Genomic DNA, 15,251 nt, shown 5'->3' with positions numbered 1-15,251 from the left:
CGCCCGCTAGCGGGCGCGCCGCGGCATCGGCTATTGCGATGCGCCCGTCGACGGCAGTGCGGGACGCACGTCGCTCGCGGCGGGGGTGTTCTGCTGGTCGAACTCGCGCTTCTCGCGGATCGCATTGAACAACACCGTGCCGATGACGATCAGCACCACCACCACGATGAACACGCTAATGGCGCGCGTCGGATTCTTTCTGGGTTTGCCGGCGGGGCGGCGGGGATCGTCGTTCATGGGCAATGTGCTTCGTGACGCGGGTTCGGAAAGACCCGACATGGTACCCGCGATGGTTTTCAACTGGATTGCGGAAAGATGCCGCACGGGCCGTGCCGGCGCCTTTCTTCAGGAACGTCAGGGAAACTCGGCGGTGGGCCGCACCGGCAGCGCCGTCGAATACTTGATCTGCTCCATCGCGAAGCTCGAACTGACGTCGTAAAGCGGCACCGCGCGAATCAGGGTCTTGTAGACGCGATCGTAATCGCCGATGTCGGACACCACGACGCGCAACAGATAGTCGGTTTCGCCGCTCATCCGGTAGACCTCGACGACCTCCGGAATGTCGCGCACCGCACGGGTGAAATCTTCCGCCCAGGTCTGCGTGTGCTGGTTCGTGCGGACCGCGACGAACACCGTCGTGCCCACGCCCAGCTTCTTCGGATCGCACAGCGCCACTTGCGCGCGGATCACGCCGGTTTCCTTGAGGCGCTGTACGCGCTTCCAGCACGGCGTCTGCGACAGGTTCACGCGCTGCGCCAGCTCGGCGATGGGCATGGTTACGTCGTTCTGCAGCAGCTCGAGCAGTTTGCGGTCGATGAGGTCCATTCCCATGCTGCACCCCCGGTAGGAAATTATTCTCTTTCTGGATGTCCGAGCGGAATTATATGGAAACCAATTCTGGAGGCAAGCCGGTATAAATGAACCGTGCCTTTTTCAACGAATATCACGGTTCCGACACCATGCAATCCGATCACGTCAGCCGCCCGGCGCGGCCTTTCGCAACGATGCCAACCCGGCCCGGCGATGCGCTCGCCGCCCTGTGCCAGGAACTCGATGCCGCCTTCGCTGCCTCTTCGACCAGCCCGCGCCCTGCCTTCGGAGAACGCGTGCGCGCGGCGCTGCGGCGCGCGATCGCCTCACCCGACCTGCTGCGTCCCGAACAACGCGCCGCCGACGCACAGCGCTACTGCCGCCACCTGCTCGCCGCCGATCCGCTCAATCGTTACGCGATCGCCGCGCTGGTCTGGGCGCCGGGGCAAGCCAGCCCGGTGCACGGCCATCTGACATGGTGCGGCTATGCGGTCATCGAAGGCACGCTGGAAGAAACGCTGTATCGCTGGGACATGGATACGCAAAGCGCGGTGCCGGTCCGCCGTCACGCGCGCCCGGCAGGTGCGGTGTCCTGCGTCGAAGCAGGGCGCGGCGCGATCCATCAACTCGGCAATCCCGCCGATGCCGCCACTCGCGCGATCTCGCTGCACGTCTACGGCGTCGCGGGCGCGGAGATCGCCACGCACGTCAATGATCTGCTTGCCGCCTGAGGCCTTCAAAGAGCCGCGGACGCACGCCGCTCAGCCCTTCCCTGGTTCGGATGCCGTGGGAATCTGCGGCGGAATCTGTACCGATTGATCCGTCGGCGGCGGCGCTGCCTGCGGATCGTGCGAAATGTCGCGCAGCGCTGCGGATTCGCTCTTCATCTGACTCTGACGCGCGGGTTCCGGACCCGCCATCGCCTCCTCGGGTTCTTCCGCCGGCGGCGCCTCGCCAGTCCAGATGCGCCGCGCGCGCTCGTGCCCGGCCGCCGCCGCGTCGCCGGACAGCGTGTCGCGCGTCATCTGCACGTGCATCTGCGGCACCGGAATGTCCATGCCGGCCTCGTCCATCTTGCGCTTGATGCGCAGATTGAACGCACGCGCGACACTCCATTGCTGCAGCGGCCGCGTCTTGATCTGGCCTTTCACGACCATCCAGTTCGGATCGAAGCGGTCGAGTCCCCACACTTCCACCGGACCCAGCATCTCCAGCCGATAGCGGAAGTCGGACATCAGGTCCGCCCCGACTTCGCGGATCATCTGCGTGACTTCATCGACATCGGCCGAGAACGGCACGCGCACCTCGAAGACCGCATAAGCGAAATCACGCGACAGGTTCTTCACCGTCTTGATCTGCGAAAACGGAATGGCATGGACCGCGCCCTGGCCGTCGCGCAGGCGCACGGTGCGGATCGTCAGGCTTTCCACGATGCCCGCATGACCGCCCTCCACTTCGATCGAATCGCCTACTGAAATGGTGTCCTCGATGATGATGAACAGACCCGTAATGAGGTCGGCGACCAGCGACTGCGCGCCGAAGCCCACCGCCAGGCCGATCACCCCCGCGCCCGCCAGCAGCGGCGTCACGTTCAAGCCGAGGTTCGCCGCCGTGACGATGGCCGCCACCGTGAGCAGGAACACGAACACCACGTTGCGCACGAGCGGCAGCATCGTGCGTGCGCGCATGCTCGGGCCGCGTCCGCCGCGCCGCGTCGAATCCGGCTTGAGCGCTTCCTGAATGCCCGTGTCGATCAGGATCCACACGAGCCACACGACGAAGAAAGTCAGCACGATCATCGCGACGGCATGCGTGATGCCGCGCGCGGCCACGCTCTCCTCGGCCATGTGCGCGAGCGAGAAGCCCCAGAAGCGCGACGACAGTTCGAGGAACACGAGCCACACGCCGACCACGATCATCGTGCCGACGAACTTCACGAGCCTGCGCACATACGCCGATTGCCGGCGCGGCTTGCGCGACTTCGGACGCGTGACGCGCACGACGATCGCCGACAGGAAGAAGCCGACGACCAGCAGGCCGGCGGTCGCGATCGCCATCTGCAACACGTTCTCGGACGTGCCGATGCCCATCAGCGTGGCCACCACCGACGCCGACGCCAGCAGCAACAGCGGCAGTTGCCACAGCGACGCGACCACCTCGAAGGTTTCGGTCGCGGCCTTGCGCGTGTTGCGCTGCTCGTAGCTGCGGCTGCGGATCAGATGCGCGACGGGCCGCTGGAAGGCCAGCGCGAAATAAGCAGTCAGGCCGGCCGCGCCCATGTTCGCGAAGGTCGAGATGAGCGCCGAGAGATTGGTGCCGAGCTGCTGGGCGACGTCGTAGTTCGCGGCGGCATCGCCGAGCGCGCCGAGCGTGCCGATGACGAACAACAGCCGGCGCGCGCGCACGATCAGCAGGTTGACCGCCACGCGCCGGTGCGCCGAACCGAACAGCGAGAACATGATCAGGCAGATGGCCGAGAACACCGCGCCCGCGACGATCGCATAGGCGGTCACCATGGCCAGCGTGCGGCCGAGCGACAGCGGCATGTAATGGGTGAAGCTCAGTGCCGCGAGGAATGCGAACAGATACGGCGCGACGCGGCGCAACGTGAAGCGCAGCAGTTCGCCCGTCGTCGGATTCGAATGCAGCCCCATGTCGATGCCGTAGCGCGCCTGCACGCGGCGCTGAAAATAGACCAGCACGAACGCGCAGACGCCCCAGCCGGCTAGCGTCGCGAAGTAATTGAAGAGCGTGCGGCCGAAGGTCTCGCGGCTCTGGCTCGTGACGATCGTGAAGAGTTCGTTGCCGGCCGCGTTGAAGCGGCCGATCCAGTAGGCGAGCGGCGTCTTGCCGCGCCTGACGTCGGCTTCGATGTTGGTCACCGCCGAGGCACTCGCGCCGAGCAGCCCGGCGTTTTGCGCCATCTTCGCGACGACCGACGCCGCCGACGAATTCGACGATGCCGGCGCGACTGCCGCCGTTGACGCATCGCTGGCGCCGCTCGCGGCATCGGCGCTGCTGCCGGGGGCGGGGCTGACGTCCGCTGTTTCAGCGCCGGCCGGTGCAGCCCCGGCGCCTGGCGCGGAGACGCCGGCCAGCGCCGCGCGCTTCGCGTCGCGCAGGCGCTTGAGTTGCGCGACCAGTGCGGTGCGTTGCCGGTCGCTGTCGAGCGTGGCGATGAGCGTGTCGAGCGAGCGCACCATGTCGGCGTCGGACGCCGTGGGCGCCACTGCGTTCGGTGCCCCATCCGGCGCCGATGCAGGCGCCGCGGGCTTGATCAGCTCTTCGAAGGAAGGCAGCGTGAGGGCGGGTGCGGCATGCGCGAAGGAAACGACGGACAGCAGGACAGCGAACTGCAGGACAGCGAACAGCGGTGCTGGCGACGCTCGCCGCACGCGCGCGCAGGTTGCCAGCCAGAAGATCGCGACGAACGCCCACGCGCCGTCACGCGCGCGTTTGCATGACTTCATGACGATACCGGTTTTCAAAAGACCGCCAGTTTAGCGGCTGCGAACTGCCGGCCGTCCGATGCGGACGTAACCGAATGTTAGCCATCGGTTGCATGCCGATTCGACAGATCGTTTGAACGGAGCCGCTTTCCGTGGGGGAAAGCGTCATTTGTCCATTTCGGCGCGCGCATTGCCCGGGTCCGAACTGGCCGTCGCGCCGGATGCCTGGACGCCCGTCTGGCTGCCCGCCTGCGCGCCGTCCGGACGCGTCGACCAGTCTTGCAATTTGCGTCCCGCCGATTGCAGGCCCGCGCCGGTCGCGCTCGCCGCGTTGTTGATCGCGGCCTGGGTGGCGCTGGCCGCGTTGTCGAAGTTGGCGCGCGCCGAGGCCGCGACGCCGCTCGCGGAGATATCGGGCATCGAACCGGCGTTGTCGAAATTCTGCTGTGCCGACTGTTTCGCCGCATCGACCTTCTGGCCGACATAACTCGCCGCCTGATCGAATTTCTGGCCCGTCTGGCTCGCCAGATTATTGAATGCGCCGACCGCCTGGCCGGCCGTGGCGTCGTGCTTCTCGCAGGCCGCGAGCAAGGCGAGCGCTCCGAGCGCGACCGCGATGCGGGTCAAGGGAGTCATCTGCATGGTGTTGCCTTCCGTCGTCTGTCGTTTGTCGCAATGCGTGCGCGGCGGCGCGCGACGCTGAGAACCCCGTATTTGCCCGCCCGATGCAAGGGAGGAATCCGGATCAAAACTGGCGCACATCATACGCTGGTCCCGTCCAGATTTCGTCGAACGCGCCTTGCCCGACGCCGGCAAACATCCTTGCGCCAGCGGCTTCACTCAACCTTGCATCAAAGGAAAACCCTGGCCGTCGCCGAGATCCGCAGAGAAGCATCCGTAAGTCAATTTCTCGAAAAAATCAGGCAAACCGTTTCAGATAGAGTAATTCTTCTACATTTAGGAGACTTCTAGTTTTGGCAGGCTATGCGGTTCGCATATATTTCCTCGCGTCCCGCCCTTCACGAAAGTCTCCCACCATGTTTTTCATGAGTATCGCCATCGCCCTCACCGCAGGGATGATGCTGTTCGAACCGTTCGCCCGCCCGCCGGTTTCGCGCTTCACTACGCCCCGCCTGCGCCGCAGCGTGGCCGCCCGCTCCTTCTTTCAGGCCGCCGTCGCACTCTTCACGGCGTTGTTCGTGGCTACCAGCCCGCCAGCGCCCGAACGCATCTCGCCGTTGTTCGTCATGTGCGTCGCCGTGCTCCTGACGCTCGCGAGCATTTATTGGCTGCTTCGTGGCCGACGTATCCTGAAACAGCGCCGCGTCTTCAACCATCGAAGCTGAAAGCTTGCGGCGGTCCAGTGGACCCGTTGTCCGCCTGACGTCAGCCAGGCTTGCGTTCCGGACGGCGCCGCACGCATGAAAGGAGGCATTTCATTCCCCTCGCCGGGCTGCTTTGCAGGTATATTCGGGTCAAAGCATCAGACCTCGGCGGACAAAAAAAAAGGCGCTGCGTTTCCGCAGCGCCTTAAAAGTTCTAGCCATTCCGAGGGCCGTGCTAGAACCTGAGAGACGGTATCCCGAAGTCTGAGAACGGAAAGCGCAAAAGCGCACGTCGCTATCAAGTTTCGAAATTCAATTCCATTTTTTATGGGAACGTTGCCCAAGTCAAGCAAAATTTCTGACTCCGGGCAACTGCCCAACTTTATTACCGAAAAAAGCATGGTGTACCAAAAAGTTCATCGCTGATGCAGCTTATCGTCATGACTTGCATCGCTTGCAAGCTTTGAGATTTGTCCCGGTAGAATGTCGCGCCCCCGACCTTCGGAACAACGTTTCATAAAAAACAGGCTTACATGCAAAATGACCGGTCCACGGGTAAAGAGAGAACCCGAGAGAAAGACGGCGAGGAAGTCACCGCGCTCGCGCGAGGCCTCGACGTATTGCGCCGCATCGCCGCCGCCGACGCGCCCGTCAGCAACCGAGAACTGACCGACTGGACGGGCATTCCGAAGCCGACCGTCTCGCGCATCACCGCAACGCTGGTCGGCGCCGGCCTGCTGTACCGGCTTCCGGACAGCGAACGCTTCGTCCTGACCGCCTCCGTGCTGGAGCTCAGCAACGGATTCTTACGCAATTTCGATATTCGTGCTCGCGCGCGGCCCTTTCTGATACAGCTTGCCGAGCGAACCGGACTTTCGGTGCATCTCGCTGTGCGTGACCGTCTGGAAATGGTCGTCATCGACGCCATCCGTCCGCGCTCCGCCGTCCTGGTTTCGCGGCTCGAAGTCGGCGGCCGGATGGATCTCACCCGGACGTCCGTCGGGCGCGCCTACCTCGCGGCGCTGGCCGAAACCGACCGGCGCGCGCTTATCGGCAGCCTGCAGACCGCCTCGGGCGACGAATGGCCGTCCATTGCCAGCAGTCTGCAACGCGGCCTCGACGACGCGCTGCAGCGCGGCTTTGCCATGTCGGTCGGTGAGTGGCACGACGGGCTGAACGCGGTCGCGGCGGGCTTCGTGGGTCCGTCCGAGGAACGCTACGCGGTCAATTGCGGCGGCGCTGCCTATCAATGCCCGCGCGAAAAACTGATCGACACCGTCGCGCCCGCGCTGCTCGAATGCGTCGAGCACATCGTGCGCGAGATCGGCGGCACGCATCCGGCGCCCGCCGTCCACGCCGCCGGTTGAGTCACGCGGGCCGGTTAAACTACGCGGCCCGCCGTGTCCGGAAGCCTGCGCCTGTTGCACGCTCGTGGAAAGCCGTCGAAAGCTTGCCAACCCGCCCGTGTAACAGTCGTAATCAGCCGAAAGAATGACCGGTGGACGGGTCCGGACGCGGGACGTAGCATCATGCTTCGCGCGTGTCGGCGCCCCGCCGGGCTTGCAGCTTGCTAAGGTCGACGGCTTTGCTCGCGGGTAGCTGCCCCGACGCGCCCGTCGGTCCCGTCATGCGCCGGAGCCTGCGCTGCCCGGCGATTCGCGTGCCGCGCACCGCGCGCCTCCGAACCGTGATTGATTCCTCATCCGCGTCCTCGCAAGACAGAATCGAAAGACCCAGCCACCGAACAGATGGACGACCACAAGAATCCTTCAGGGCAACCGCGCCCGACGCCTCCCTCGCCCGCTTCGCCGGCTGCTCACCCTTATGCCACCACCCGCCGTCGCAGAGTCGTGCCGCTGATCATCGCGGTGCTGATCGTCGCGGGCGCGCTGGCCTGGTGGCATCCGTGGAACCGCAATGGCACGAGCGCCCCGGGCGCCCAGCATGAAGCGCGGCAAGGCGGCCGGCGCGGCGCCGCGAACGCGACGAACCAGCCGCAGCCGGTACATGTCGCAAGCGTCACGCAAGGCGAGATGCCCGTGGTCATCGACTCGCTGGGCACCGTCACGCCGCTCGCCAACGTCACGGTGAAGACGCAGCTGAACGGCACGCTGATGAATGTCGCGTTCCAGGAAGGGCAGATGGTCAAGAAGGGCGACCTGCTCGCGCAGATCGACCCGCGTCCGTATGAGATCTCGCTGCGCAACGCGCAAGGCCAGCTCGCGCGCGACGAAGCGCTGCTGCAGACCGCGCGCCTCGACCTGCAGCGTTACCAGACGCTGCTGTCGCAGGACTCCATCGCGAAGCAGCAGGTGGATACGCAGGCGTCGCTCGTGAAGCAATACGAAGGCGCGGTCAAGTCCGACCAGGCCAACGTCGATACCTACAAGCTCGACCTGACCTATGCGCGCATCACGGCGCCGGTGTCGGGGCGCGTGGGCCTGCGCCAGGTCGATCCGGGCAACTACGTGACGACCGGCGACACCAACGGCGTGGTCGTCATCACGCAGCTGCAGCCGATCAGCGTGATCTTCACCACGTCCGAGGACAACCTCGCCGCCATCCTGAAGCCGCTGCACGCGGGCACGAAGATGTCGGTCACGGCCTATGACCGCGCCAACACCACGGCGCTCGAATCCGGCTATCTGGAGACGGTGGACAACCAGATCGACACCACCACGGGCACGGTCAAGCTGCGCGCGACCTTCGACAACAAGGGCGGCATGCTGTTTCCGAATCAGTTCGTGAACACGAAGCTGCTCGTCGATGTCATCAAGAACGCGACCATCGTGCCGACGCCGGCGGTGTTGAACGGCTCGTCGGGCGCGTTCGTGTATGTCGTCAAGCCGGACAACACCGTGACCGTGCGCAACGTGAAGGCCGGCCCGGTGGACGGCGAGCGCACCAGCATCAAATCCGGCTTGCAAGTGGGCGAGCGCGTGGTGATCGACGGTTCCGACCGCCTCAAGGAAGGCGCAAAGATCACCATCCCGGCCGAGAAGGCGAACGCGGCTTCGGGTGCTTCAGGTGCCTCGGGTGCGTCGGGTGCTTCAGGCGCCTCTGCCGCTTCGGGCGCTTCTGGCGCTTCCGGCGCGCATCACGGCGGGCATCGGCGTCAGCAGACGCAATCGCAGCAGTAACCCCGAGCTTCAGGTCACGAATACCGCATGAACCCATCTCGTCTTTTTATTCTGCGTCCGGTCGGCACGGCGCTCCTGATGGCGGCAATCATGCTGGTCGGACTGGTCGCGCTGCGCTTCCTGCCGCTGTCCGCGCTGCCCGCCGTCGACTATCCGACCATCCAGGTGCAGACCTTTTATCCAGGCGCCTCGCCCGACGTCATGACGTCGAGCGTCACCGCGCCGCTGGAGAAGCAGTTCGGCCAGATGGCAAGCCTGAACCAGATGTCGTCGCAGAGTTCCGCGGGCGCGTCGGTCATCACGCTGCAATTCAGCCTGGACCTGCCGCTCGACATCGCCGAGCAGGAAGTGCAGGCGGCGATCAACGCGGCAGGCAACCTGCTGCCCTCGGACCTGCCCGCACCGCCGATCTACGCGAAGGTGAATCCCGCCGACGCCCCCATCATGACGCTCGCCGTCAGCTCGAAAACCCTGCCGCTGACGCAGGTGCAGGACCTCGCGGACACGCGCCTCGCACAGAAGATTTCACAGGTGGCGGGCGTGGGCCTGGTGTCGGTCAGCGGCGGCAATCGCCCCGCGGTGCGCATTCAGGCGAACACGCGCGCGCTGGCGTCGTATGGCCTCAATATCGACGACCTGCGCACGACCATCGCCAATCTCAACGTCAACACGCCGAAGGGCAACTTCGACGGTCCGACGCGCGCCTACACCATCAACGCCAACGACCAGCTCACCGACGCCGACGCCTACAAGAGCGCGGTGATCGCCTACCGCAACGGCCGCCCGGTGATGCTCACCGACGTCGCGAGCATCGTGCAGGGCGCGGAGAACACCAAGCTCGGCGCGTGGGTCGATTCGACGCCCGCGATCATCCTGAACGTGCAGCGCCAGCCAGGCGCGAACGTGATCGCGGTGGTGGACAGCATCAAGCAGATCCTGCCGCAGTTGCAGCAGTCGCTGCCCGCGGCGCTCGACGTGCGCGTGGTCACCGACCGCACGACGACCATCCGCGCGTCCGTGCGCGACGTGCAGTTCGAGCTCCTGCTCTCGGTCGTGCTGGTCGTGCTGGTCATCTACCTGTTCCTCGCCAACGTCTACGCGACCATCATCCCGAGCCTTTCGGTGCCGCTCTCGCTGGTCGGCACGCTCGCGGTCATGTACCTGTGCGGCTTCTCGCTGGACAACCTCTCGCTGATGGCGCTGACCATCGCGACGGGCTTCGTCGTGGATGACGCCATCGTGATGATCGAGAACATCGCGCGCTACGTGGAAGAAGGCGAATCGCCGCTCGAAGCCGCGCTCAAGGGCAGCAAGCAAATCGGCTTCACCATCATCTCGCTGACGGTCTCGCTGATCGCCGTGCTGATCCCGCTGCTCTTCATGGGCGATGTCGTGGGCCGCCTGTTCCACGAATTCGCGATCACGCTCGCGGTGACCATCGTGATTTCAGCGATCGTGTCGCTGACGCTCGTGCCGATGATGTGCGCCAAGCTGCTGCGCCACACGCCGCCGAAGGACAGCAAGCGCTTTGAGGCGCGCGCGCACCGGTTCATCGACTACGTGATCGGGCGCTATGCCGTGGCGCTGAACTGGGTGCTGGCCCGCCAGCACGCCACCTTGTTCGTCTTCGTGCTGACGCTGGTCTTCACGGCGGTGCTCTACATCTACATTCCGAAAGGCTTCTTCCCGGTGCAGGACACCGGCGTGATCCAGGCCATCACGCAGGCGCCGCAGGCCGCGTCCTACCAGGCCGTGGCGGACCAGCAGCAGGCGCTCGCGAAGAAGATCCTGCAGAACCCGGACGTGGAAAGCCTGACGTCGTTCATCGGCGTGGACGGCACCAACATCACACTGAACAGCGGCCGCATGCTCATCAACCTGAAGCCGCGCGACGACCGCAGCGACACGTCGAGCGACGTGATCCGCACCATCCAGGGCGAAGTGGCGGACATTCCGGGCATCAAGCTGTACATGCAGCCGGTGCAGGACCTGACCATCGACTCCACCGTCAGTCCGACGCAATACCAGTTCATGCTGACCGACCCGAATCCGTCCGAGTTCGCGGAATGGGTGCCGAAGCTCGTCGCGCGCCTGCAAGGCACCTCGGTGCTCACCGATGTCGCGACCGACCTGCAGCAGAACGGCCAGTCGGTGTATATCGAGATCGACCGCGCGACGGCCGCGCGCTTCGGCATCACGCCGGCCACCGTCGACAACGCGCTGTACGACGCCTTTGGCCAGCGCATCATCTCGACCATCTTCACGCAGTCGAACCAGTACCGCGTGATCCTGGAGGCCGAGCCCAGCGACGCCCACTACAGCGACACGCTCAACGGCATTTACCTGCCCTCCTCCACCGCGACCAACGGACAGGTCCCGCTCTCGGCCATCGCCAGGTTCCACGAACGCGCGGCGCCGCTGCTCGTCACGCACCTGGGCCAGTTCCCGGCCACGACCGTGTCCTTCAATCTCGCCAAGGGCGCGTCGCTCGGCGAAGCCGTGAAGGCCATCGAGCAGGCGAAGCAGGACATCGGCCTGCCCGCCTCGTTCCAGATCCGCTTCCAGGGCGCGGCGCTCGCGTTCCAGGCGTCGCTGTCGAACGAGCTGTTCCTGATCCTCGCGGCCATCGTCACGATGTATATCGTGCTCGGCGTGCTGTACGAGAGCTTCATCCATCCGATCACCATTCTCTCGACGCTGCCCTCGGCGGGCGTCGGCGCGCTGCTCTCGCTGATGATCACCGGGCACGACCTGGACATCATCGGCATCATCGGCATCGTGCTGCTGATCGGCATCGTGAAGAAGAACGCGATCATGATGATCGACTTCGCGCTCGAAGCCGAGCGCGAGGAAGGCAAGCCGCCGCGTGAAGCCATCTTCCAGGCCTGCCTGCTGCGCTTCCGGCCGATTCTCATGACCACCATGGCCGCGCTGCTCGGCGCACTGCCGCTGATGCTCGGCTGGGGCGCGGGCTCGGAACTGCGCCATCCGCTCGGCATCGCGATTGTGGGCGGCCTGATCGTGTCGCAGTTGCTGACGCTGTTCACGACGCCGGTCATCTATCTCGGCTTCGATTCGCTCGCCCGCAAGCTGCGCGCGCGCTTTCATCGCGGCACGACGAACGGGCCGCGCACGCCCGCCGCCGGTGAGGGACGCTGAGTCATGAACCTGTCGCGCATCTTCATCGACCGGCCGGTCGCGACCACGCTGCTCGCAATCGGCATTGCGCTCGCGGGCATGTTCGCGTTCGTGCGGCTGCCGGTCGCGCCGCTGCCGCAGGTCGATTTCCCGACCATCTCGGTGCAGGCGTCGCTGCCCGGCGCGAGCCCGGAGACGGTCGCGACCAGCGTGGCCAGTCCGCTCGAACGGCATCTCGGCACCATCGCCGACGTCAGCGAAATGACCTCGATGAGCTCGGTCGGCACGACGCGCATCACGCTCCAGTTCGGTCTGAACCGCGACATCGACGGCGCCGCGCGCGACGTGCAGGCCGCCATCAACGCAGCACGGGCCGACCTGCCCACGGCGTTGCGCAGCAACCCGACCTACCACAAGGTGAACCCGGCCGACGCGCCCATTCTGGTGCTCGCGCTGTCCTCGCCCACGCGCACGCCGGGCGCGCTCTACGACTCCGCCGCGACGGTGCTGCAACAGACCTTGTCCACGGTGCCGGGCGTCGGCGAAGTGGACGTGAGCGGCTCGGCGAATCCGGCGGTGCGGGTCGAACTGGAGCCGGGCGCGCTGTTCCACTACGGCATTGGACTCGAAGACGTGCGCGCCGCGCTGGCCTCGGCGAACGCGAACAGCCCGAAAGGCGCGATCGAGTTCAAGGGCACGCACATCCAGCTCTACACCAACGACCAGGCGAGCAAGGCCGCGCAGTACAAGGACCTGGTGGTCGCGTACCGCAACGGTTCGGCGGTGAAGCTCTCGGACGTCGGCGAAGTGGTCGATTCCGTGGAAGACCTGCGCAATCTCGGTCTCATCAACAACAAGCGCGCGGTGCTGGTGATTCTTTACCGCCAGCCAGGCGCGAACATCATCGAGACCATCGACCGCGTCAAGGCGATGCTCCCGCAATTGCAGGCCGCGCTGCCCGCCGACGTGCAGATCACGCCGACCGCCGACCGCTCGACCACCATCCGGGCGTCGCTGCACGATACCGAAGCGACCCTCGTGATCGCGGTGGCGCTGGTCGTGATGGTCGTGTTCCTGTTCCTGCGCAACTGGCGCGCGACGCTGATCCCGAGCGTCGCCGTGCCGATCTCGATCATCGGCACGTTCGCGGCCATGTACCTGCTGGGCTTCTCGCTCGACAACCTCTCGCTGATGGCGCTGACCATCGCGACCGGCTTCGTCGTCGACGACGCCATCGTCGTGCTGGAGAACATCACGCGGCATGTCGAGAAAGGCGTGCCGCGCATGCAGGCCGCGATCATCGGCGCGCGCGAAGTCGGCTTCACGGTGGTGTCGATCAGCGTGTCGCTGGTGGCGGTGTTCCTGCCCATCCTGCTGATGGGCGGCATCATCGGGCGGCTGTTCCGCGAGTTCGCGCTGACACTGTCGCTCGCCATTGCGGTGTCGCTGGTGGTGTCGCTCACCGTCACGCCGATGATGTGCTCGCGCCTGCTCGAAGAACCGGGCGAGCGCCGGCAGGAAGGCCGCATCGCGCAATGGCTCGAACGCCAGTTCCAGCGCCTGCAGGGCGGCTATACGCGCACGCTGGACTGGTCGCTCGCGCATCCGCGGCTGATCCTGATGACGCTGTTCGCCACCGTGCTCCTGAACGTGTTCCTCTACGTGATCGTGCCGAAGGGCTTCTTCCCGCAGCAGGACACGGGACGCATCATCGGCGGCATTCAGGCGGACCAGAGCACGTCGTTCCAGGCCATGAAAGGCAAGTTCTCGCAGATGATGAAGATCGTCGAGGCCGATCCGGCGGTGGACAGCGTCGCCGGCTTCACGGGCGGGCGCTCGACCAACAGCGGCTTCATGTTCATCTCGCTCAAGCCGAAGAGCGAGCGCAAGGTCTCCGCCGATCAGGTCATCAACCGCCTGCGTGCGCCGCTCGGCGATGTCGCCGGCGCGCGCACTTTCCTGCAGGCGGTGCAGGACATTCGCGTGGGCGGGCGGCAATCCAACGCGCAATACCAGTTCACGCTGCTGTCGGACACGACCGCCGATCTCTACAAGTGGGGGCCGATTCTCACCGACGCGCTGCAGAAGCGCCCCGAACTCGCCGACGTCAATTCCGACCAGCAGCAGGGCGGACTCGAATCGATGGTCACGTTCGACCGTTCCACGGCCGCGCGCCTCGGCATCAAGCCGGCGCAGATCGACAACACGCTGTATGACGCATTCGGTCAGCGCCAGGTCTCGACCATCTACAACCCGCTGTCGCAGTACCACGTCGTCATGGAACTCGCGCCGAAATACTGGCAGGACCCGGAGATGCTCAAGCAGATCTGGATCAGCACCTCGGGCGGCACGGCGAGCGGTTCGTCCTCGACGCAATCCACCACCACGTCCAGCACCACCTCCACGGCTTCGACCTCGGCCACCGGTTCGACCGGCGCGGGCGGCGCTTCCACCAGCGCGACGGACACCAGCGCGGCGCTCGCGCTGGCCGCGGTGAAGAACTCGGCCACCAATGCGATCGCCGCCACGGGAAAGAGCGGCTCGTCGTCGGGCGCGGCGGTGTCCACGTCGAAGGAAACCATGGTGCCGTTGTCCGCCATCGCGAAGTTCGGACCGGGCAACACGCCGCTGTCGGTGAATCACCAGAGCCAGTTCGTCGCCTCGACCATCTCGTTCAACCTGCCGCCCGGCAAGTCGCTCTCCGACGCCACCGCCGCGATCTACGAGACCATGGCCGAGATCGGCATGCCGCAGACGATCCACGGCAGTTTCCAGGGCACGGCGCAGGCGTTCCAGCAGTCGGTCAGCACGCTGCCCATCCTGATCCTCACGGCGCTTGCGGCGGTGTATATCGTGCTCGGCATGCTGTACGAGAGCTATATCCATCCGATCACGATTCTCTCGACGCTGCCCTCGGCGGGCATCGGCGCGCTGCTCGCGCTGCTGCTCTTCAAGACGGAGTTCAGCATCATCGCCTTCATCGCGGTGATCCTGCTGATCGGCATCGTGAAGAAGAACGCGATCATGATGGTCGATTTCGCGATCGAGGCCACGCGCCACGGCGCAGGCACGCCGCGCGACGCGATCCGCGAGGCGTGCCTGCTGCGCTTCCGCCCGATCATGATGACGACCGCCGCCGCCCTGCTCGGCGCGCTGCCGCTCGCCTTCGGCACCGGCGAGGGATCCGAGATGCGCGCGCCGCTCGGCATCGCGATCGTCGGCGGGCTGATCGTCAGCCAGATGCTCACCCTCTACACCACGCCGGTCGTCTATCTCTACATGGACCGCTTCCGCATCCGCGCGGAAGCCCGGCGGGCGCGCCGCCAAGGCCGCGCGCGTCCGGCGGGCGCAGCGGAATGACGCGCGGGCGGCAAGGTTCCGCGCGCGGC

At 65.6% G+C, this 15,251-nt stretch carries 10 protein-coding genes; 6 read left to right on the top strand and 4 right to left on the bottom strand.

Going from position 1 to position 15,251, the window contains the following annotated elements; all coding sequences use genetic code 11:
• Positions 1 to 30 precede the first annotated feature (30 nt).
• Both QCE64_RS04430 and QCE64_RS04425 read right to left on the bottom strand, forming a co-directional pair.
• The gene (locus tag QCE64_RS04430) at positions 31 to 237 is read right to left on the bottom strand and encodes a hypothetical protein (RefSeq protein ID WP_310002815.1); all 207 of its coding nucleotides are present in this window, start codon (positions 235 to 237) and stop codon (positions 31 to 33) included.
• Between the two features lie 117 nt (positions 238 to 354).
• Complete coding sequence (locus tag QCE64_RS04425; RefSeq protein WP_310002814.1) at positions 355 to 825, bottom strand: Lrp/AsnC family transcriptional regulator; 471 nt, start codon at positions 823 to 825, stop codon at positions 355 to 357.
• A 92-nt stretch (positions 826 to 917) separates the two neighbouring features.
• Between QCE64_RS04425 and QCE64_RS04420 the strand changes: the two genes are divergently transcribed.
• Positions 918 to 1,541, top strand: coding sequence for a cysteine dioxygenase (locus QCE64_RS04420; RefSeq protein WP_404987293.1), 624 nt, complete (start codon positions 918 to 920; stop codon positions 1,539 to 1,541).
• Between the two features lie 30 nt (positions 1,542 to 1,571).
• Here QCE64_RS04420 and QCE64_RS04415 read toward each other — a convergent pair whose 3' ends face one another.
• Both QCE64_RS04415 and QCE64_RS04410 read right to left on the bottom strand, forming a co-directional pair.
• Positions 1,572 to 4,280 carry a mechanosensitive ion channel family protein gene (locus QCE64_RS04415; RefSeq protein ID WP_310002812.1) on the bottom strand — a complete coding sequence of 903 codons (2,709 nt, stop codon included), beginning with the start codon at positions 4,278 to 4,280 and terminating at the stop codon, positions 1,572 to 1,574.
• Positions 4,281 to 4,424: 144 nt separating this feature from the next.
• Complete coding sequence (locus tag QCE64_RS04410; RefSeq protein WP_309914900.1) at positions 4,425 to 4,901, bottom strand: hypothetical protein; 477 nt, start codon at positions 4,899 to 4,901, stop codon at positions 4,425 to 4,427.
• Between the two features lie 404 nt (positions 4,902 to 5,305).
• On the opposite strand from QCE64_RS04410, the gene QCE64_RS04405 reads away from it, so the two are divergent.
• From QCE64_RS04405 to QCE64_RS04385, 5 genes are all read left to right on the top strand, one after another.
• Positions 5,306 to 5,605, top strand: a complete 300-nt coding sequence (locus tag QCE64_RS04405; RefSeq protein ID WP_309914898.1) for a hypothetical protein — start codon at positions 5,306 to 5,308, stop codon at positions 5,603 to 5,605.
• A 512-nt stretch (positions 5,606 to 6,117) separates the two neighbouring features.
• On the top strand, positions 6,118 to 6,951 hold the full coding sequence (locus QCE64_RS04400) for an IclR family transcriptional regulator (protein ID WP_309914896.1): 834 nt from the start codon (positions 6,118 to 6,120) through the stop codon (positions 6,949 to 6,951).
• Between the two features lie 381 nt (positions 6,952 to 7,332).
• The gene (locus QCE64_RS04395) at positions 7,333 to 8,724 is read left to right on the top strand and encodes an MdtA/MuxA family multidrug efflux RND transporter periplasmic adaptor subunit (protein ID WP_309914894.1); all 1,392 of its coding nucleotides are present in this window, start codon (positions 7,333 to 7,335) and stop codon (positions 8,722 to 8,724) included.
• Between the two features lie 27 nt (positions 8,725 to 8,751).
• On the top strand, positions 8,752 to 11,883 hold the full coding sequence (locus QCE64_RS04390) for an MdtB/MuxB family multidrug efflux RND transporter permease subunit (RefSeq protein WP_310002810.1): 3,132 nt from the start codon (positions 8,752 to 8,754) through the stop codon (positions 11,881 to 11,883).
• A gap of 3 nt (positions 11,884 to 11,886) precedes the next feature.
• Complete coding sequence (locus QCE64_RS04385; protein WP_310002808.1) at positions 11,887 to 15,222, top strand: efflux RND transporter permease subunit; 3,336 nt, start codon at positions 11,887 to 11,889, stop codon at positions 15,220 to 15,222.
• Positions 15,223 to 15,251 lie beyond the last annotated feature (29 nt).

It is taken from the genome of Caballeronia sp. LZ043 (assembly GCF_031451075.1).
GTDB lineage: Bacteria > Pseudomonadota > Gammaproteobacteria > Burkholderiales > Burkholderiaceae > Caballeronia.
This window is presented reverse-complemented; position numbering and strand designations above follow the sequence as displayed.